17 protein-coding genes are annotated in these 18,456 nt (G+C 71.7%); 13 read left to right on the plus strand and 4 right to left on the minus strand.

Annotated features, from left to right (window positions below):
• Positions 1 to 58 precede the first annotated feature (58 nt).
• The 4 genes from recA (at position 59) to WMF36_RS31575 (ending at position 4,122) form a co-directional block, all read left to right on the plus strand.
• Positions 59 to 1,249 (plus strand): recombinase RecA, encoded by a 1,191-nt coding sequence (recA, locus tag WMF36_RS31560; RefSeq protein WP_437574473.1) that lies wholly within the window; start codon positions 59 to 61, stop codon positions 1,247 to 1,249.
• Between the two features lie 19 nt (positions 1,250 to 1,268).
• Complete coding sequence (locus WMF36_RS31565) at positions 1,269 to 1,772, plus strand: SixA phosphatase family protein (protein WP_437574474.1); 504 nt, start codon at positions 1,269 to 1,271, stop codon at positions 1,770 to 1,772.
• A gap of 463 nt (positions 1,773 to 2,235) precedes the next feature.
• On the plus strand, positions 2,236 to 2,976 hold the full coding sequence (locus tag WMF36_RS31570) for a hypothetical protein (RefSeq protein ID WP_437478868.1): 741 nt from the start codon (positions 2,236 to 2,238) through the stop codon (positions 2,974 to 2,976).
• A 174-nt stretch (positions 2,977 to 3,150) separates the two neighbouring features.
• Positions 3,151 to 4,122 carry an HDIG domain-containing metalloprotein gene (locus WMF36_RS31575; RefSeq protein WP_437574475.1) on the plus strand — a complete coding sequence of 324 codons (972 nt, stop codon included), beginning with the start codon at positions 3,151 to 3,153 and terminating at the stop codon, positions 4,120 to 4,122.
• Positions 4,123 to 4,321: 199 nt separating this feature from the next.
• Here WMF36_RS31575 and WMF36_RS31580 read toward each other — a convergent pair whose 3' ends face one another.
• On the minus strand, positions 4,322 to 5,056 hold the full coding sequence (locus tag WMF36_RS31580) for a hypothetical protein (protein ID WP_437574476.1): 735 nt from the start codon (positions 5,054 to 5,056) through the stop codon (positions 4,322 to 4,324).
• A 132-nt stretch (positions 5,057 to 5,188) separates the two neighbouring features.
• Here WMF36_RS31580 and WMF36_RS31585 point away from each other — a divergent pair, with 132 nt between their 5' ends.
• The 5 genes from WMF36_RS31585 (at position 5,189) to WMF36_RS31605 (ending at position 10,240) form a co-directional block, all read left to right on the plus strand.
• A complete protein-coding gene (locus tag WMF36_RS31585; RefSeq protein WP_437574477.1) occupies positions 5,189 to 6,628 on the plus strand; it encodes a hypothetical protein in 1,440 nt (479 codons plus the stop codon).
• A gap of 105 nt (positions 6,629 to 6,733) precedes the next feature.
• Positions 6,734 to 7,942: a serine/threonine protein kinase gene (locus WMF36_RS31590; RefSeq protein ID WP_437574478.1), complete on the plus strand. Its 1,209-nt coding sequence runs from the start codon at positions 6,734 to 6,736 to the stop codon at positions 7,940 to 7,942.
• Between the two features lie 109 nt (positions 7,943 to 8,051).
• Positions 8,052 to 8,519, plus strand: a complete 468-nt coding sequence (locus WMF36_RS31595) for a peroxiredoxin (protein ID WP_437574479.1) — start codon at positions 8,052 to 8,054, stop codon at positions 8,517 to 8,519.
• 151 nt (positions 8,520 to 8,670) lie between these two features.
• Positions 8,671 to 9,219: a hypothetical protein gene (locus WMF36_RS31600; protein ID WP_437574480.1), complete on the plus strand. Its 549-nt coding sequence runs from the start codon at positions 8,671 to 8,673 to the stop codon at positions 9,217 to 9,219.
• A gap of 199 nt (positions 9,220 to 9,418) precedes the next feature.
• Positions 9,419 to 10,240: an alpha/beta hydrolase gene (locus tag WMF36_RS31605; protein ID WP_437574481.1), complete on the plus strand. Its 822-nt coding sequence runs from the start codon at positions 9,419 to 9,421 to the stop codon at positions 10,238 to 10,240.
• A gap of 10 nt (positions 10,241 to 10,250) precedes the next feature.
• On the opposite strand, the gene WMF36_RS31610 is transcribed toward WMF36_RS31605, so the two are convergent.
• Positions 10,251 to 11,006 carry a metallophosphoesterase family protein gene (locus WMF36_RS31610; protein ID WP_437574482.1) on the minus strand — a complete coding sequence of 252 codons (756 nt, stop codon included), beginning with the start codon at positions 11,004 to 11,006 and terminating at the stop codon, positions 10,251 to 10,253.
• A complete protein-coding gene (locus WMF36_RS31615; RefSeq protein WP_437574483.1) occupies positions 11,003 to 11,863 on the minus strand; it encodes a hypothetical protein in 861 nt (286 codons plus the stop codon). Before WMF36_RS31615 ends, WMF36_RS31610 begins: the two co-directional genes overlap by 4 nt.
• A 381-nt stretch (positions 11,864 to 12,244) precedes the next feature.
• On the opposite strand from WMF36_RS31615, the gene WMF36_RS31620 reads away from it, so the two are divergent.
• Both WMF36_RS31620 and WMF36_RS31625 read left to right on the plus strand, forming a co-directional pair.
• The gene (locus WMF36_RS31620; RefSeq protein ID WP_437574484.1) at positions 12,245 to 13,651 is read left to right on the plus strand and encodes an NAD-dependent succinate-semialdehyde dehydrogenase; all 1,407 of its coding nucleotides are present in this window, start codon (positions 12,245 to 12,247) and stop codon (positions 13,649 to 13,651) included.
• Positions 13,652 to 13,805: 154 nt separating this feature from the next.
• Positions 13,806 to 14,159: a DUF1801 domain-containing protein gene (locus tag WMF36_RS31625; RefSeq protein ID WP_437574485.1), complete on the plus strand. Its 354-nt coding sequence runs from the start codon at positions 13,806 to 13,808 to the stop codon at positions 14,157 to 14,159.
• A gap of 45 nt (positions 14,160 to 14,204) precedes the next feature.
• Here the strand turns inward: WMF36_RS31625 and WMF36_RS31630 are convergent, their stop codons facing one another.
• Positions 14,205 to 16,631 (minus strand): substrate-binding domain-containing protein, encoded by a 2,427-nt coding sequence (locus WMF36_RS31630; RefSeq protein WP_437574486.1) that lies wholly within the window; start codon positions 16,629 to 16,631, stop codon positions 14,205 to 14,207.
• Between the two features lie 140 nt (positions 16,632 to 16,771).
• On the opposite strand from WMF36_RS31630, the gene WMF36_RS31635 reads away from it, so the two are divergent.
• Both WMF36_RS31635 and maiA read left to right on the plus strand, forming a co-directional pair.
• The gene (locus WMF36_RS31635) at positions 16,772 to 17,749 is read left to right on the plus strand and encodes a fumarylacetoacetate hydrolase family protein (protein ID WP_437574487.1); all 978 of its coding nucleotides are present in this window, start codon (positions 16,772 to 16,774) and stop codon (positions 17,747 to 17,749) included.
• Positions 17,746 to 18,420, plus strand: coding sequence for a maleylacetoacetate isomerase (gene maiA, locus WMF36_RS31640; protein WP_437574488.1), 675 nt, complete (start codon positions 17,746 to 17,748; stop codon positions 18,418 to 18,420). The genes WMF36_RS31635 and maiA overlap by 4 nt, the downstream gene beginning before the upstream one ends.
• The last annotated feature ends 36 nt before the right edge of the window (positions 18,421 to 18,456 follow it).

An 18,456-nucleotide genomic window follows, 5' to 3' on the forward strand; every position in this document is an offset into this window, starting at 1 on the left:
CGCCGGCGCGATCCCCTTCGGTCTCCCCCTCCCTTTGGCCCCCCTCTCCGAGGTACGCATGAGTGACGAGAAGAACACCAAGCAGAAGTCTGCCGCCCTCGAGCTCGCGATCGCCAGCGTCGAGAAGGAGTACGGCAAGGGGGCGATCATGCGCCTCAAGGACGGGCAGAGCCTGCACGAAGAGGTCGCGGCCGTGCCGACCGGCTCGCTCGGCCTGGACATCGCTCTCGGCATCGGCGGCTACCCGCGCGGCCGCATCGTCGAGGTCTACGGGCCGGAGTCGAGCGGCAAGACGACCCTCACCCTCCACGCCATCGCGGCCGTCCAGAGGGCGGGCGGGACGGCGGCGTTCATCGACGCCGAGCACGCCCTCGACGTGAACTACGCCAAGCGGCTCGGCGTGAAGACCGAGGAGCTGCTCATCTCCCAGCCCGACTACGGCGAGCAGGCGCTCGAGATCGCCGACATGCTGGTCCGCTCGAACGCCGTCGACGTCATCGTCGTCGACTCCGTCGCGGCGCTCGTCCCCAAGGCGGAGATCGAGGGCGACATGGGCGACAGCCACGTCGGCCTCCAGGCCCGGCTGATGAGCCAGGCGCTCCGCAAGCTGACCGGGACGACCTCGCGCTCGCAGTGTCTGCTGATGTTCATCAACCAGATCCGCATGAAGATCGGCGTCATGTTCGGCAGCCCCGAGACGACGAGCGGCGGCAACGCCCTCAAGTTCTACGCCTCCGTCCGGCTCGACATCCGCCGCATCGGCGCCATCAAGGAGGCCGCCGCGGGCGGCAAGGAGCCGGCGGTCGTGGGCAATCGGACCCGCGTCAAGGTCGTGAAGAACAAGATGGCTCCCCCGTTCCGCGAGGTGGAGTTCGACATCCTCTACGGCCACGGCATCAGCCACAGCGGCGACGTCATCGACCTCGCGACCGAGGCGAGCATCATCGAGAAGAGCGGCTCCTGGTTCTCGTTCCAGGGCGAGCGCATCGGCCAGGGCCGGGAGAACGCCCGCACCTACCTCGAGCAGCACCCGGCGGTGCTCGAGAAGATCGAGTCGATGGTCCTCTCGAAGCACGGTATCTCCCGCACCGGCGCGGGCGCCGCGGCGAACGGCGCCGCAGCCGCCGGCCCGAAGGGCGGCGCGACCGCGGCCGCGGCCGCGGCGGAGCCCCCCGCGCAGGCGAAGGGTCGCGGCGAGGCAGCCCCGGCCGGCCCGGACGCCCGACGCCCCCCGGGCAAGACGAACTGACGCCGATCGCCCCATCGCCATGCACCTCTACGTGATGCGGCACGGCCCGGCGGAGGACCGGTCGGCGAGCGGACGCGACGCGGACCGGAGGCTCACCCCCGAGGGCCGCGCGCGCGTGGAGCGGGTCGCGATCGAGCTCCATCGCGTCCGGGGCGGCGCCCCGCTGTCGCGGGTGCTCGCGAGCCCCCTCGCGCGCGCCCGCGAGACCGCCGAGATCGCTGCGCCCCTCTGCGGTGCGCCGGAGGTCGAGGTCCGGGACGAGCTCTCGGTCGACGCAGAGCTCCCGCTCGCGCTGGTCGCCGCGCTCGTCCGAGGCGGGGCCGACGCGCTCCTGATCGGCCACCAGCCGAACGTGGAACACCTCGTCAGGACGCTCATCGACTCGCCCGGCCGGGGCGCGACGGGCCTGCTCCTCGCCAGCTTCTGCACGGCCCTGGTCGTCGCCCTCGAGCCCGAGCCGGCGCCGCGCGCGCAGGACCGCTGGCGCGTGGCGCAGATCGTCGACCCCCGCGCGCTCACCTAGCGAGGGCGCGCCGTGTGCGCGCCTAGCGAGGGCGCGCCGTGTGCGTGCCGTGTCCTGGAGAGGGAGCAGGAGCAGACGGCACGCGTCCGAGGCGGAAGGCGGCTCGACCGGAGCCAGCTCGACCGGAGCGGTCCCGCGGCGAGCCGCGGCGGTTCAGGCAAGTCCATGAAAGTGCGTCAGAAATCCGGGTGGCCGGCGGACGGCGGCGGCGACTCCCGCCATACCCCTCCGGCGAGGTCGGCCTCCTGCTTACGTAATCATAAAGCCAAACGATTTCGATGATTTCGGCCGCTCGCTTGACAAGGATCCCACCCGAGAATACGCCCAAATAAGGAGGATTGAGATGGCGGGACAGATGGCCTTCCCCTTCGCTCAACCCCCTCCAGGCCGTCTGTCGCGCAGCGGTGGGAAGGGCGCAGCACCCTCTTCCCTGTGGCCGCGCGTTTCCCGGGCGGTCGTCCGGGTGCCGGACCCCCGTCACCATCCGCTACACATCGGCCTGCCGTCGGGCCAGCCGCAGATCTACGTGCACGAGGGGGCGCGCCAGGCGCTCATCCGGCGCCTCGAGCTGGCCCAGAAGCGGCCGGTCCTCCTCTCGGTGACCGACAACTACCGGCAGATGATCTCCTCGTCGCTGCGGGAGGGCATCCTGCAGGCGCGCGTCCACCACATGTTCCTGGATGCGCCGGCGGTCGTTCAGGAGGCGCTCGTCCGGTATGTGGTGACCCAGGACCGGGCCGCGTCGCTCGTGGTCGGCCAGTACATCGACGAGAACGGCCACCGCATCCGGGCGAGCCAGCCGGTGAGTACGCCGCTCTCGACGCAGGGGCAGACGCACGATCTGCTGACCCTGTTCCAGAAGCTCAACCACGCGTACTTCGGCGGCGTGGTCGACGCGCTGATCACCTGGGGCAAGCGGACCAGGGCGCGGAAGCCGCGGCGCACCATCAAGCTCGGGAGCTACTCGGCGGTGGAGCGGCTGATCCGCATCCACCCGGTGCTCGACCGGCCCTGGGTCCCCCGCTACTTCATCTCCTACGTCATCTACCACGAGATGATCCACCACGTGATGCCCGCGAGCCACGGCAACGGGCGCCGGATGCTCCACCCGCCCCAGTTCCTCGCCCGCGAGCGGCTCTTCCGCGACTACGAGCGCGCCCTCTCCTGGGAGAAGGACCACGTGGTCAGGCTCCTCCGCACCTGAGGCGCCGTCTCCGGCGGACGCTCGCCATCCGGCATCGCCGAGCGACGAACCCGCGCCGAGCGACGAACCATTGCGCGGAGTACCGGCTGGCTCTAAACCGGCGGACCCCGTGCGGGCCGCGCGAACCGGCGCGCCACGGGCGATCCCGTAACCTCGAAAGTGTGGAAGGCCAGCGTGCAGGAGATTCTCACCCAGGAAGCGAGCCCGAAGCGGGCCATGGAGGCGCTCGAATGGGCCGTTCAGCGATCAGAGACGGCGGAGCCCGCGCAGCCCGAGGCGGCCGACGAGCCACGCTCCTCGGCCAGGGTGATCTCCGGGCGCCCCGCCGACTTCAAGGCGGCGGCGGCGATCTACCTGCCTGACGTCCGCAAGCAGCTCGACCGGATCATGATGAGCAAGGACGCCGAGGCCGGGCTCGACGCGCTGCTCGAGTCGGGCGCCCTCGCGGCGATGCTCCCCGAGGTCGAGGCGATGGTGGGGTTCGGCGACGGGGAGTGGCGCCACAAGGACGTGTGGAAGCACACGAAGCAGGTGGTGCGTCAGGCGGTCCCGAGGCTCGAGGTCCGCTGGGCGGCCCTGCTCCACGACATCGGCAAGACCAGGACGCGCTCGATCTCGCCGTCGGGAGAGGTCCATTTCTTCGGTCACGCCGAGGTCGGCGCGCGCATGTTCGACAAGATCGACCGGCGCCTGCCGCTCTTCGCGAAGGAGGAGGCGTTGAAGGGCAGCATCCGCTTCCTGATCCTGCACCACCTGCGGGCGAGCCAGTACGAACCGTCGTGGACCGACAGCGCGGTGCGCCGCTTCGCGAAGGAGATGGGCGACTGTCTGAACGACGTGCTCGACCTGTCGCGGGCGGACATCACGACGAAGCGGCCGGAGAAGAAGCGGAAAGGGCTGAAGCAGATCAGCGACCTGGCCGACCGGGTGCTGCATGTCCAGGCCGAGGACGCGGTGGTGCCGCCGCTGCCGAGCGGCATCGGCGACGCCATCATGCGGGCGTTCGGGCTGCCGCCGTCGCGGCGGGTGGGCGAGGTCAAGCGGGCGCTGGAGCAGGCGGTCGAGGAGGGCGAGGTGCCGTCGCACCAGGAGGCGGACGTCTACATCGCGTTCCTCCGGGAGCACGCGACGCGCTTCGGGATCTGAGAGGCGGCGGCCGGGCCGCTTGCTGAGCTGCCCGGCCCACGAACGAGCCGGGCGGACGCTGTACCAAGCGCTCACCGAGCGGCGGTCGCCCGCACAGGAGACGGGTCCAGATCGGCGTTTTCGGCGCGGAAGCGTACTCCAGTACGCTGAGCACCGAAAACGCCGAGATGGGCCCGTATCCGAAACGGGCGACCGCCGCTCAGCGGAGGGGGGCGTCGCAGGTAGCGCAGCGGGGGGGGATGCCGTCCTTGTGGTAGAGCTCGCCGCAACGGCCGCAGAGGCGGGCGTCGGCCTCGAAGGAGATCAGCTTGTCGGTCGCCTTGCAGTGAAGCCCGGCGACCTGCGGCGGGTCCAGCGGGCGCACCTCGCCAGCTGCGTCGTCGGGCGGAGGCAACGCGCCCTCCTTGATGTCGACGACTCGCCCGGGGACGCGCTTCCTCGCCTCCGCCAGGACGCGGGAGGCCGCGGGGAGATGCGCGCGCAGCGGGATGGCGAGCACGGTGCCGCCCCCCTGAACCGTGAGCACAGACTCCGTGAGCAACAGGCCCGTGACATCGTGCCAGCCGATGCGCTCGATCTCGCCAGGCCCGTTCTCGATCGCCACGCCGGCATCACCGACACGGACGGGCTTCATCGACCACTGACCGAACAGACCCACCGCCGCGCCGAGGAGCAGCGCGCCGACGAGCAGGTACGGAGCAGCTGGGTGCGAGCCCGCCTCCTCGCCCCGGAACCACTGGCCGTAAACACCCGCCCCCGCCAGCAGCGCCGCGATGGACATGCCGAGCAAGGTGAGACCGAGCTCCAGCGAGGCCTTCGGCTCGAAACGCCGCTCGCTGCGCGGATCGGTCCGCTGCCGCAGAAGAACCTCGCCCCCCTGCCCCGTGGCCCCCGAGCCCTTGCGCCTGCGCTTCACCGGTCTGTCGCCTGCCATCGGCCGCTTCCTATCGGAGGAGACGCCCGGACGCAAAGGGGCTCGGCACGAACGACAGCGCTCCGCACGAGCAGCCAGCCCGATCCGAGCCCCGACCGCGCCGCAGGGACGGAGAGGTATGCTGGGGCAACCATGATCTCGATGCCCAACGCGGCGACCTATGTCCTGCCTGCGCTCAGCATCGGGCTCGCGGCGCTCGTGATCCTGGGACCAGGAGCGCAGCGCATGGCCACCGGCGTGCGGGTGTGGGGAGCGCCCGTCGCCGGAAGCGAGGCGCTGGCGCTCCGCATCGAAGGGGTGCGCCGGCTCTACGGCGCCGACGATCCAGCTGCGCTGCCGGAGCTCGAGGTGAGCGCGACGTCCGCGGGGACGCCGCTCGAGCGATGGATCGGCTCGACCGGGAAGGACGGCATCGGCGAGGCGCTGCTGCGCGCAAGGGGCGGGCTGAAGGAGCCGGTCGTGGTGCGGATCGCGCGGGGCGGCGACACGCTCGTGGAGCAGGAGCTGCCGCTCTTGCCCCCGCTCCCCGCGGCAGAGACGAGCGCGCTGCCCGGCGCGGCGCACACGAGCGCGCTGCCCGGCGCGGCGGACGGGGAGCTCCGCCTCCGGGTCACGGCCGCGCGGGGCGCCCTGGCAGCGCCGTTCCCGGAGCCGGTGCGCGTCGCGGTCGAGACCGAGAACGGAGCGCCCGTGCCAGGGGCGCGCGTGGAGGCGAGCGCCGTCGGGGCGGATCTCGAGGGGCAGGGCAGCGGGCCGGTGCAGCTCGCGGCCGATGCGCGCGGCGCCGCGGAGCTCACGATCAAGCCGCTGGCGCACGCCGTCGAGCTCACGCTGCGCGCGACGCGCCCGGGGAGCGCGGCGCCGGGGCCGCCGGGGTCACGGGGGGCGAGCGGCACCTGGGAAGGGAGGCTGCCCGTGATCCCAGGCGCGATCTGGCTCGATCCGGCCGGGCTCGCGGGCGGGCGGCCGGAGCTCCGGCTCACCTCCCCGGCGCCGAAGCCGCGCGCCTACGTCTCGATCGGAGGCGCGCACGGCCGCCTGCTCGGGGCGGTCGTCCCGCTCGCGGCCGACGGCGCAGGCTTCTTCTCGGGGACGCTGGCGCTCCCGGACGGACCTTCGCCCGGCGCAGCGGGCTGGGCGGTCGTCGCGAGCGACCCCTACGAGCAGGGCGCGGGTACGGTGGCCTGGCCGCTCTCGCCAGCCGCAGGCCCGGCCCTGCCGCGGCGCGTGGCGCTGCTCGCGGACGGGATGCCGGCAGCCGAGGCGCGCGAGCAGGGCCGCGCCTCGCAGGCGCGGCGCGCAGGCCTCCTGGTGCTCGGCGCCGCCGGGGTCGCACAGATGATGCTGCTCGCGCTGCGAGCCCGGACCGCGCGGCGGCGCCTCGAGGCACACCTCGCCGCCGCGTCGGGCGGCGAGGGCGAGGACGGAACCGACGGGGCGCCGCTGTCCAGGGAAGATCGCGGCCGGCTGCTCGCCACCGTGCGGGCGGAGCCGCTCGTGTCGGTGCTCGCGCTCGCCGCGCTCGTCGGCCTCTCCTTCGCGGCGGTTGCGGCGCTCGCCACGTTCCGATGACCCGGCAGGCGCGAGGCGGCGCCGCATGGATTTCATCCGCTGCGGGGCCCGAGCCGCTAGACTGGGCAGACAGACGGGACGGGGCGGGAGGACGACAGACAGGGCATGTCCGAGCAGCAGCGTTACCGGGTCATCAAGCGCCTCGCCTCCGGCGGCATGGCGGAGGTCTTCGTCGCCGAGAGCGCGGGGATCGAAGGGTTCAAGAAGCAGGTCGCGATCAAGCGCGTCTTGCCGCAGCTCAGCAAGAAGGAGCAGTTCATCGCGATGTTCCTCGACGAGGCGCGCCTCTCGGCGCACCTCTCGCACTCGAACGTCGTGTCGGTGTTCGACATCGGCGTCGGCGACGGCACCTACTTCATCGTCATGGAGTACGTGGACGGCGCCGACCTGAGGGCCCTCCTCGAGCACCAGAAGAAGGTCGGCCGGCCGATGAACGTCGAGGTCGCCGCGTTCATGGCCGCGAGGATGTGCCAGGGCCTCGCCTACGCGCACGATCTCGCGACCGCCGACGGAAAGCCGCTCCAGATCGTGCACCGGGACATCACCCCGGCCAACGTGCTCATCACCCGCTACGGCGAGGTGAAGATCGTGGACTTCGGGCTCGCGAAGGCGTCGAGTCAGCTCGCCGAGAGCGACGCGGGCATCATCAAGGGGAAGTTCGGCTACCTGGCGCCCGAGACGGTGCTCGAGCAGGGCGTCGACCAGCGCGTCGACATCTTCGCGCTCGGGATCATCCTCTGGGAGATGCTCGCCGGGCGCCGGCTCTTCCTCGGCGACTCGGACTACATCACGGTGCGGCTGGTGCGCGACGCGGTGGTCCCGTCGCTCCAGCAGGTCAACAGCGAGGTGCCGCGCGAGCTGGAGCAGATCATCCGCCGCGCGCTCGCCCGCGATCCGGGGGCTCGCTACCGCAACGCGCGCGACCTCGGGCGCGACCTCACCCGCTTCCTCTACCGCTACGGCCGCCCGGTGAGCGAGGACGACGTCGCCGCGCTCGTGGAGCGCACGAAGGGCGGGCCGGCGCGGACGATCGACGGGACGCAGAAGATCGCCGAGCTCATCGACATGATGCTCCTCGAGTTCAAGTCGCTCACGAAGGATCCGACCGCGGGGGGCAGCGGCCTCAGCCTGCTGCCCACCCTGGACGGGGCCACGAGCCTGACGCACGGGCAGGCGCACCCGAGCTCCTCGCCCCCGCGCAGCGAGGCGCCGCTCGGCGGGCTCGCCGACGAGCTGGAAGGACCGGACTCGCTCCACCAGGACGAGTCGTCCTCGTCGGTGGCGGCCTGGTTCCGGGGGCTCATCCCGCGCTGATCCCGCGCGGGCAGCGACGTGACGCCCGCGCCGCACCGCTCCACCGTTCCACGACCGGTCACCGGCCGGGAGGAGCCTTCCTCCGGCCCACAGCAAAGGCAAAGAGAAGATGAGTGTAGAGATTGGAAAGCCGTTCCCGAGCTTCGCCCTGCCGAACCAGGACGGCAAGACCGTGAAGCTCGAGGACTTCGCGGGCAAATGGCTCGTCGTCTACTTCTATCCGAAGGACGACACGCCGGGTTGCACCATCCAGGGCAAGTCGTTCACCGCCTCCAAAGAGGACTTCGACAAGGCCAATATCACCGTGGTCGGCGTCAGCGCGGACGACGTCGCGTCGCACAAGAGCTTCTGCGACAAGTTCGCGTTCACCATCGATCTGCTCGCCGACACGAATCACGAGCTCCTCAAGGCCGCAGGCGTCGGGCAGAGCGAGTGGAAAGGCAACCTGTACTGGGACCGGACGACGTTCGTCGTCGATCCGCAGGGCGCGCTGCGGAAGACCTACCTGAAGGTGAAGCCCGAGGGGCACGAGCAGACGCTCCTCCAGGACATCGCGGAGCTCAAGGCCCAGGGCTGAGCTGGAAGGCGCCCGCGCGCGTCCCGGGGGGCCGGGAATCCGGCAATTTGGGAATCCGGGAATCCGGGAATCCGGGAGGTGGGCGGGGCGTCCTGCGCAAAGCCTGCTCCCGCTGGATTTGCCAGCGTTGCGCCCCTACCCTGTCGCCTTTGTGGCTGCACGCCTTCCCTTCGCGCCAGGTCGAGTCGTATCGCTCACAACCTTCGCGGCGCTCGCCGCGGCGGCGCTCGCGACCGCTGCCTCCGTGGGCGCCTGCAAGGACCCCGGGGTCGGCGGGGCCGGCGGCGGCTCGGGCATGGGCGGCGCCGATGGCTGCCCGATGGGGCCGCGACAGGCGATGTTCACCATCACCGTGCGCGCGAAAGGCGCCCCCGTCCCGCCGGACACCACCGTTCACGTCGCGTGGAGCGCAGCGGAGGAGCCGACCTTCGTCCTGAACGACCCGACCACCTGGAAGACGCTCGACGAGGCCAACCTTGTGTGCGCCGTCGATCGCGCGAAGCCGCCTCCGGACGCGCTGGAGGCGCTCGTCTGCGAGCTGTGGACAGCAGGGGTGACGCAGGTGAAGATCTCGGGGACAGGCTATGAGGACTTCGAGCAGACGCTCACGCCTGTCATGAGCGAGGAATGCGAGGACTCCGTTCCTCAGGAGATCGACATCGAGCTCGTGCCGGCGGTGGACGGGGACGGCGAAGAGTAGCCGGCCGGAAACCCGGGGGCGGGGTCCCGGTCGTCGCGCCGCGCGCTCGCGGACGCGCTGGAGGAGGACGGGACAGGCGGGCTGTCGCCGTGATGCGCCCCGAGCGCAGGACCGGCAGGAGCGGCCCTTCATCGACGAGCCCGCGCCGCTCCGATATCCTCCGCCCGTCGCCGCCGCATTCACGGAGGGTCATCACGCCATGCCGACGAACCAGCCCCAAAGCTCCCTCGAGGAGCTCTTTCGCGAGCTCGAAGCGACCCCTCACGCCGCCGGCATCTTCTATCCGAGGCAGGTGAGGAAGGTCCCGCTCGGCGGCGCGACGGACTACGACGTCCCCGTCGCCCCCGGGGTGACCGTCGGGGCGCGCTGGCACCTGTCCGACCCGCAGAGCCCGACGGTGCTCGCCTTCCACGGGAACGGCGAGACCGTCCCCGACTACGACGACATCGCCCAGGAATGGCAAGCGATCGGGCTCAACCTCTTCATCGTCGATTACCGTGGCTACGGCTGGAGCGGAGGGCGGCCGACGTTGCGCTCGCTCCATGACGATCCCGCGAAGGTCGCCGGCTTCTTCGAGCGGGAGCTCGCCGAGAAGAGCCGCGCCGCAGGCCTCGACCGGCCGCCGAAGCCGCTGCTCTTCGGCCGCTCGCTCGGCAGCTCGCCCGCGTCGCGCATCGCTGGCGAGCGCGGCAGCGCCTACCGCGCGCTGATCCTCGAGAGCGGCTTCAGCGACGTGCGGCACCTCCTCGCCCTCTTCCAGATCGAGCTCGGCGACCTGCGCGACGAGGCGCACCGCCGCTTCTCGAACCCGGAGCTCCTGAAGCACGTCGAAATTCCGGTCCTCTCCCTGCACGGCGCGCACGACAGCCTGCTCCCGCCGTTCCACGCCCGCGAGAACCACGCGGCCGTCCCGCACGAGAAGAAAGAGCTGCGCCTCATCGACGGCGCCGGACACAACGACATCCTCCTCTTCGCCCCCGCCTACTTCGGCGCGATCCGCGAGTTCCTGCAGAAGCACTGATCCGGCGCCATTACACCTCGACCAGGAGGAACGACCGCCCGGTGAGCTTCCTGAGCAGCGGCATGGCCACGTTGTAGACGGGAGTCCCCTTCGGCGTGCGCCCCTCGAGCGCCCCGTGGTGCGCGTGGCCGTGGAAGACCACGTCGGCGCCGTACAGATCGATCGGCGCGGCCAGCCGGCTCGTCCCCAGGAAAGGCCTTATCTCCACGTTCTCGCCGACGGTCGTCTCCAGGATCGGCGTGTAATGCATGATCACGATCCGCTTTTCGCTGTCGAGCTGCGAGAGCGCCGCCTCGAGCTTCAGCGCCTCGGTCACGGCCTCCTGGACGAAGGCCTTGAGCGGGCCCTCGCCGAACGCCTGCAGCGTCGCATTCCCGAACCCGCCCATGAACCCCTTCACGCCGGCAACGCCGAGGTCGTCGCGCAGGATCAGGTGATCCCCGTCGAGCACCTCGACGCCCGCGTCGCCCAGGAGCCTCGTGACCTCGGCGCCCGCGCCGCGGTCGAGGTCGTGGTTGCCGAGCACGGCGGCGCATGGCACCGACAGCCCGGAGAGCGCGTCGGCCAGCACCTTCGCCTCCTCGGGATGGCCGCGATCGGTGAGATCGCCGCACAGGACGAGCACCTCGGCCTCCGCGTTCACCGCCTTCACGAACTCGCGCATCCTTCCGCCGTGCTCCGGCCGGCAGTGCAGGTCCGAGGCCGCCGCGACGCGCCGCTTGCCGTGGTCCCCGCGGTCCCCGTTTGCGCCGGCGCCGGCGCTCATGATCCCGGCTTGCGGAGCCGCGCCGCCTCGACCTCCGCCCCCAGACGCTCCGCGCCGCCCGGAGCCCCCTCGCGGATCGGCACCCCCTTGCCGAGGTGCCGCCGCGCCGCCGCGGGCGGCCGGCGCTTCCGGCACAGCGACCCCCGCATCACCTCGGGCTCGAGCACGGCGGGCGCAGCCATGAGCCCGAGCTTCTCGTAATCATGGATGTACTGCCGCCGGCTGATCAGGTTCCCCCGACAGACCCGGTGCGGCGCGTCGCCCGCCCGCGACTGCTCCAGCGTGCGCCGGCAGAGCTCCTCGACGAGCCACTCGGGCACCCGGCTCCGCGCGCCGGGATAGACGAAACGGTAGAGCGTGACGTGCGCGAACAGGACCTCCCAGTGCGGGCCGAACCGATCGAGGAGCCGCTCCCAGTCCATCTCGTCGCCGCACGCGTAGATGAGGTGGTTCACGTCGGCGCCGTCGTACCGCTCCCGCTCGTCCACGAACGCCTTCGTGAAGATGATCTCCTCGACCGGCGCGATCAAACAGCTGTGCCCCAGGATCGTCGCCGGACGCGCGTGCTCGAACCAGCCGCAATCCACCACGCCCAGGCCGTTGCTCGACGAGAAGATGAGATCGATGAACCTGTCGCCGGCATACGCCTTCGCGATCCACCGCGGATCGAGCACCTCCGTCTGGAAGCCGGCCCGCTCGAGCGCCCGGAACGCCGCCGGCACCTCCCGCTCGTCCAGCATCACGTCGAGATCCTTCGTGTCGCGGAAGATGCCGGTGTACGCGAAGAAGGCATACGCCCCCGCCACCATGAACGGCACACCGGCGCACAGGAGCGACTCCAGCGCCTTTACCCTCACCTCCAGCTCGCCCGCACAGGACAGCGGGCCAGCGGCATCGTCGACGGCCGGCGGAGGGAGCGTCGCGCGCTCGCCGGCCCGCGTCGCCCGGGCAGAAACCGCGCGCTCCGCGTCGTCAACGGCAGGGGATCCGCTGCGGGCCATCCCGCTCTGCGTAATGAACAGAACGTGCGATGGCGACCCCCCTCCGCCCCCATGCGACCGCGAACTGCGGCAGAGGGGCGAAAGCCGCGGGAACGGGAACATAGGCGGGGTCGTCCTCGCTGACCATTGCAAGGAGAGGCAGGTCTGGCTCAAGCTCGCCTGCCGGGATCGCTCGGCGCGCCCTGCGCAGGCAGGAGACAGGGCGCGGCCCCCGGCGCTCGAAGAGGAGGCACATCCGTGAACACGGCCATCGCGACGATCAATCCAGCGACGGGAGAGACGCTTGAAACCTTCGAGCCCCTCTCGTCGGCGGCGCTGGAGCAGAAGGTGGCGCGCGCGCACGCCGCGTTCCGCAGCTTCCGGCAGACCCCGCTCGCCGACCGCGCCCAGAAGCTGCGCCGGGCGGCCGAGATCCTGGAGGGAGAGAAGGAGCAGCTCGGGCAGCTCATGACGGTCGAGATGGGCAAGACCATCGGCTCCGCCATCGCCGAGGCCCAGAAGTGCGCGACCGTGTGCCGCTACTACGCCGACAACGCCGAGCGCCTGCTCGCCCCCGAAGAGGTCGCGACCGACGCCGACAGGAGCTACGTGGCGTTCCACCCGCTCGGCCCGGTGCTCGCCATCATGCCGTGGAACTTCCCATTCTGGCAGGTCTTCCGCTTCGCCGCGCCGGCGCTCGTCGCCGGCAACGTCGGCCTCCTCAAGCACGCCGCGAACGTCCCCCGCTGCGCGCTCGCCATCGAGGACATCCTCCGCCGGGCCGGCTTCCCGGAAGGAGTCTTCCAGGCGCTGCTCATCGGGACCGACGCGGTGCCGCGCCTGCTCGCCGACCCGCGCGTCGTGGCCGCGACGCTCACCGGCAGCGAGAACGCGGGGCGCAGCGTCGGCGCCCACGCGGGGAAGCACCTCAAGAAGGTGGTGCTGGAGCTCGGCGGCAGCGATCCGTTCATCGTCCTCCCGAGCGCCGATCTCAACGCCGCCGTCGGGACCGCGATCAAGGCGCGCATCATCAACAACGGGCAGTCCTGCATCGCGGCGAAGCGCTTCATCGTGCACGAGTCGATCGTGCCGGAGTTCGAGCAGCGCTTCGTCGCGGCCATGCGGCGCCTCCGGGTGGGCGATCCGATGGATCCGTCGGTCGACGTCGGGCCGCTCGCCACGGCGCAGATCGTCACGGAGCTCGAGGAGCAGGTGCGGGCGTCGGTGGCCGCGGGCGCGCTCCTCCTCACCGGCGGCAAGCGGCTGAAAGGCCCGGGCAACTACTTCCCGCCGACCGTGCTCACCGACGTCCGGAGCCCCTCCCCCGCCGCCGACGATGAGCTCTTCGGCCCGGTCGCCGCCGTCATCCGCGTCGCCGACATCGATGAGGCCATCCACATCGCGAACGCCACCCGATTCGGCCTCGGGGCGAGCGCCTGGACCCGCGACCCGCAGGAGCGCGAGCGCCTCATCGACGAGCTCGACGCCGGCCAGGTGTTCATCAACGGGATGGTCGTGTCCGACCCGCGGCTGCCGTTCGGCGGGATCAAGATGTCCGGCCACGGCCGCGAGCTCTCGTCCTACGGCCTGCGCGAGTTCGTGAACATCAAGACGGTCTGGATCGCCAAGGACGAACGCCAGAGAGGCGTGCCCGCCACCGAATGACCCATCCCACAGCGAGCGCGTGCACCTGACCTGGCCTGCGCTGACCTGACAGGAAGGAAAGCGCCCGAACCGGAACGTCGCGTCGCGACGCGCAGCCGGTTGCGTCTTCGTGGGCGTGGACCTAGCGTGGGCGATTGTGTCGGAAGATCCGGCCGTGGCCGCTCTGCTGAGCGAGTACCCGCCCGCAGCGCAGCAGCTGACCTTGCGCGTGCGCAAGCTGCTCCTCCGCGTCATCCCCGACGTGCACGAGCACGTCTATCCAGGCTGGCGGATCATCAGCTTCCGGATGGGCGACGGGCACGAGCACCAGATCTGCTGGCTCGCCCCGCAGCGCTTCGGCGTGAACCTCGGCTTCGAGCACGGCGCCGAGCTGCCCGATCCGGACCGCGTGCTCACCGGCAACCCCAAGCCGGCCAGGAACGTCCATATCCGCTCCGCCAAGGACGTGGACGTCTCCAAGATCGCCGCGCTGGTCGCGACCGCCATCGCGCTCCACCGGGACCGCTGATCGCGCGGGGCCCCGCGGCCCGAGGGCGACGGGCGCCGCCGCGGCTCAGGAGCGACGGTAGACGACCCGCCCGCCGGTCTTGCCGAGCGCGTACGAGAACCCAAGCTCCAGGGTGGAGCGGGTGACGATGTCCCCGAGATCGAGCCCCTGCTCCACCATGAGCCGCGCCGCCTCGGGCGCGATCCCGACGAGCACCACCTCGGACCCGAGCATGGCGGCGGCGCGCGCCGCCTGCACGAGGTGGCTCGCCGCGCTCGCGTCGACGACCGCCATGCCGGTGACGTCGATGATCACGACGCGCGCCTGGTGCTCGGAGATCTCCGTCAGCATCGCCTCGATGAAGCGGCCGGAGCGCGTTGCGTCCAGCGCGCCGACGATCGGCATGACGAGGACGCCGGGCGCGATCGGCACGACCGGGCTCGACATCACGGCGATCGTGTCGAGGAGCGCCACCTGGCGGCTGCTCAGCGACTCGAGCTCCCTCGTGCGCTCCTTGATCCGCGAGAGCAGCCGCGCGTTCTCGAGCACGACGGCCGCCACCGAGGCCACGCGCTCGAGCAGCGCCAGGTCGTTCGCCGAGCACGCGTCGGGCTGCGGGCTGCTCAGGACGAGGACCCCGAGGACCGCGTCCCGGGAGAGCAGCGGCACGCCGACCAGCGTGCGCGCGCCGTTCCAGCGGGCCTCGACGACATCGCTGAAGTGCTGGTACTCGCTCGACGCGGTGTCGATGACGAGCGAGCAGCACGAGCTCATCACCCGGCCCACCAGGGAGTCGTCCACGACCGGCGCGCGCTCGTCGTCGACGAGGCTCTCGCGCTCGGCCATGCCGATCACCAGAAACTCGAGCGATCGCGCCCGGCTCGCCGCGCCCAGCCTGCGGTTCGCGACCCGGCGGGCGGAGCTCATGGCGAGGTGATCCGAGAGCGCCACCGAGAACGGCGTGCGCTCGACGGTCACGACGTCGACGCCCGTGTCGATGAAGCGCGACGCCGGCAGCTCCGAGAGCGCCGCCTCGGCGCCCCGCGTGGCCATCTCGTAGAGCACCTGCACGCAGCGGTAGCCCATGTCGTACTCGCGCTGCACGATCGCGGCGTGGATCACGCCGTCCTGGAGCATGGCGACCGTGGACGTGATGAGATCGAAGGCGAGGATCTTGAGGTCTCCGGCCCTGCCGAGCGTCATCGACGCCGTGCCGAAGCTCGAGCCGTTCTCGCTGCACACCCCGAAGGCGCCGGCGATCCCGGGCTTGTCGCGCAGCGTGGAGAGGGCGAGCTCGATCCCGCGCGCGGGGTCGAAATGGTTCTCCAGGGGCGCGTCGAGGCGGGTCGCCGAACCGGCGACGGCCTCGCGGAAGCCCTCGAGGCGCTCGCTGGCGTTGGACACGGCGAACGAAGGCGCCTGGGTGACGACCAGCCCGCCTTGCGGCAAGAGCCGCTGCATCATCTCGCCCGCGAGCCTGCCGGCGACCCGGTTGTCGGTCCCGATGTAGACCGGGGCCGCGCTGCCCTCCACGGTCGGCGAGTCGATCGCGACCACCGCGATCCCCGCCGCGACCGCGCGGCGGATGAGCGGCTCGAGCGCGACCGGATCGATGGGGGCGACGGCGATCCCCTTCACGCCCCGGCGGAGCCCTTCCTCGAACAGCGCCTCCTGGGACGCGGGATCGGCGCCCACCCCGCTCCTGAACCCCACCGCGACCCGCAGGTCCCGCCCCGCGGCCAGCACGCCGTCGCGCACGTTGTTCCAGTACGCCGTCATGGGCCGGCGGGGAGCCCGGTAGAGGCGCAGCGTCCGCCGCGCATCCGCCGCGGGCCCTCGCCCCGCGTCCTCCAGGATGGCGAGGTCGATCGTGCCCCAGCGCGGGCCCGTCTGCACGCTCCTGATGCCGTCCGCGAGCGTCTCGATGAGCTCGAGGAGATCGACCGACTCGGCGACGGAGCTCAGCACCTCCTCGAGCAACCGCAGCTCCTGCGCGACCTGCGCCTTCTCCTCGAACAGGCCGCGCCGCTCGAGCGCGGCGCCCGCGCTCTCCGCGACCGACTCCAGGAGCGCGCGGTAAGGGCCCGACAGCGGCGCGTCGTCCGGCTGCTCCAGCGCGAAGTAGGCGCCCGGCGCGCCGAACAGGTGCACCGGCACGACCTGCACGTGGGCCCCCTCCGGAGGCCAGCCGGGCCGCTGCGCGACCTCGGGCAGGTGCGCCCGGTACCACACAGCCGCGGGGACGAGGCACGGGCCGCGCGCCGCCTCGGGCGCCGCGGCGGGGCCGAACGGCGCCGACGCGCTCAGCAGCCCGCCGTCCGACGGCATGTGCACCCGACCCGGCAGGATGCCATCGAGCCCCACGGACGCCCTGTACACGAGCCGCCGTCCAGCGCGCACCAGCAGGCTGCCACGCTGCGCGCCGGGGAGGCTGGCCGTGGCGCGCTGCACCAGGTGGTGGAGCGTCGAGAAAACATCGAGTCCGGTATTCATGCAGATCCGTTCAGCCGGTCACCCGGTCGCACGTTGCGCACGGCGCAAGAGAGCACAGGCGCTAGCAGGCGTGAGCCGCGTCGTGCTTGTCAAGCGAAGACGATGAGACCACCGTAACGGCACGAGGAGCTCGCACCCGCATGAAGCTCGCCTCTCTCCGCGGCCCCGGCCGTGACGGCACGCTCGTCGTCGTCCGCCGCGACGGCCTCGCCTGCGCGCCGGCCGGCGCCGCCTTCCCCACGCTCCAGGCCGCGCTCGACGACTGGGAGCGCGCCGAGCCCGCGCTCCGCCGCATCGCCGACGACATCGAGCGCGGCGACGCGGAGGTGGCCCCGCTCGTCATGGAAGAGCTCGCTGCGCCCCTGCCCCGCGCGTACGAGTGGATCGACGGATCTGCGTACATCCACCACATCGAGCTCGTGCGCAAGGCGCGCGGCGCCGAGCCCCCCGAGACGCTCACGACCGATCCGCTCGTGTACCAGGGCGGCTCCGGCGTCCTCCTCGGGCCGACCGACGACATCGTCCTGCGCGACGAGGCGTGGGGCCTCGATTTCGAGGCCGAGGTCTGCGTCGTCCTCGGCGACACCCCGCAGGGCACGCGCCGCGACGAGGCCCACCGGCACATCCGCCTCTTCCTGCTGGCCAACGACGTGACGCTGCGCAACCTCGTGCCCGCCGAGCTCGCGAAGGGCTTCGGGTTCTTCTGCTCGAAGCCGGCCACGGCGTTCTCCCCGTTCGCGATCACGCCGGACGAGCTCGGCGACGCGTTCCGGGACGGGCGCGTCCACCTGCGGCTCCGCTCGACCTACAACGGCGCGCTCATCGGTGATCCCGAGGCCGGCCCGGAGATGCACTTCTCGTTCTCCGATCTGGTCGAGCACGTCGCCAGGACCCGCAGCTTCACGGCCGGGACCCTCCTCGGCAGCGGCACCGTCTCGAACCGGGATCCGGCGCGCGGCGTGTCGTGCCTGGCCGAGAAGCGCATGCTCGAGATCCTCTCGCACGGCGCGGCGAGGACGCCTTTCATGAAGCCAGGAGACACGATCATGATCGAGATGCTGAGTCGCTCGGGCGAGAGCCTGTTCGGGCGCATCGCGCAGCGGGTGGTGGCCGGATGAGCGCCGCGATCCAGGGGCTCACGCTCTACGGCTACTGGCGCAGCTCGTGCAGCTGGCGCGTGCGCATCGCCCTCGCCCACAAGCGCGCCCCGCACGCGTACCGGCCGGTGAACCTCGTCCGGGACGGCGGCGAGCAGCTCCGCGACGACTACCGGGCCAAGAACCCGATGGCGCAGGTGCCGCTGCTCGAGTTCGAGCAGGGCGGCGCCGTCCGGCGCGTATCGCAGTCGGTGGCGATCATCGAGCTGCTCGAGGAGCTGTTCCCCGCGCCGCCGCTCCTGCCCGCGGATCCGTACCTGCGCGCCAAGGCGCGGCAGCTCGTCGAGATGGTCAACTCCGGCACGCAGCCGATGCAGAACACCGCCACCTTGAAATACGTGCAGAGCGAGCTCGGCGGTGACGAGAAGGCGTTCGCGAGGCGCTTCATCGCGTCGGGGCTCGCCGCGTTCCAGGCCGCGGCGGCAGAGCTCTGCGGCCAGTTCTGCGTCGGCGATGAGGTCACGGTGGCGGACGTGTTCCTCGTGCCCCAGCTTTACAATGCGCGACGCCACGGGGTCGACCTCGCGCCGCTCTCGACCCTCACGCGGATCGAGGCGGCGTGCATGGCGCTGCCCGCCTTCCAGGCCGCCCACGCCGACCGCCAGGCCGACGCGGTCGCCGCGGGCGCGTAGCTCACCCCCTGCGTACCCCCCTCGCGACGGAGGACC

The organism is Sorangium sp. So ce887 (assembly GCF_051521455.1).
Taxonomy (GTDB): Bacteria; Myxococcota_A; Polyangia; order Polyangiales; family Polyangiaceae; genus Sorangium.

Bases quoted from the DNA above. Each gene is read 5' to 3' on its own strand.
- WMF36_RS31635 (WP_437574487.1), top strand. From the start codon at position 16,772: ATGAAGCTCGCCTCTCTCCGCGGCCCCGGCCGTGACGGCACGCTCGTC.
- WMF36_RS31605 (WP_437574481.1), top strand. From the start codon at position 9,419: ATGCCGACGAACCAGCCCCAAAGCTCCCTCGAGGAGCTCTTTCGCGAG.
- WMF36_RS31610 (WP_437574482.1), bottom strand. From the start codon at position 11,006: ATGAGCGCCGGCGCCGGCGCAAACGGGGACCGCGGGGACCACGGCAAG.
- WMF36_RS31585 (WP_437574477.1), top strand. From the start codon at position 5,189: ATGATCTCGATGCCCAACGCGGCGACCTATGTCCTGCCTGCGCTCAGC.
- WMF36_RS31630 (WP_437574486.1), bottom strand. From the start codon at position 16,631: ATGAATACCGGACTCGATGTTTTCTCGACGCTCCACCACCTGGTGCAG.
- WMF36_RS31595 (WP_437574479.1), top strand. From the start codon at position 8,052: ATGAGTGTAGAGATTGGAAAGCCGTTCCCGAGCTTCGCCCTGCCGAAC.
- maiA (WP_437574488.1), top strand. From the start codon at position 17,746: ATGAGCGCCGCGATCCAGGGGCTCACGCTCTACGGCTACTGGCGCAGC.
- WMF36_RS31590 (WP_437574478.1), top strand. From the start codon at position 6,734: ATGTCCGAGCAGCAGCGTTACCGGGTCATCAAGCGCCTCGCCTCCGGC.
- WMF36_RS31580 (WP_437574476.1), bottom strand. From the start codon at position 5,056: ATGGCAGGCGACAGACCGGTGAAGCGCAGGCGCAAGGGCTCGGGGGCC.
- recA (WP_437574473.1), top strand. From the start codon at position 59: ATGAGTGACGAGAAGAACACCAAGCAGAAGTCTGCCGCCCTCGAGCTC.
- WMF36_RS31565 (WP_437574474.1), top strand. From the start codon at position 1,269: ATGCACCTCTACGTGATGCGGCACGGCCCGGCGGAGGACCGGTCGGCG.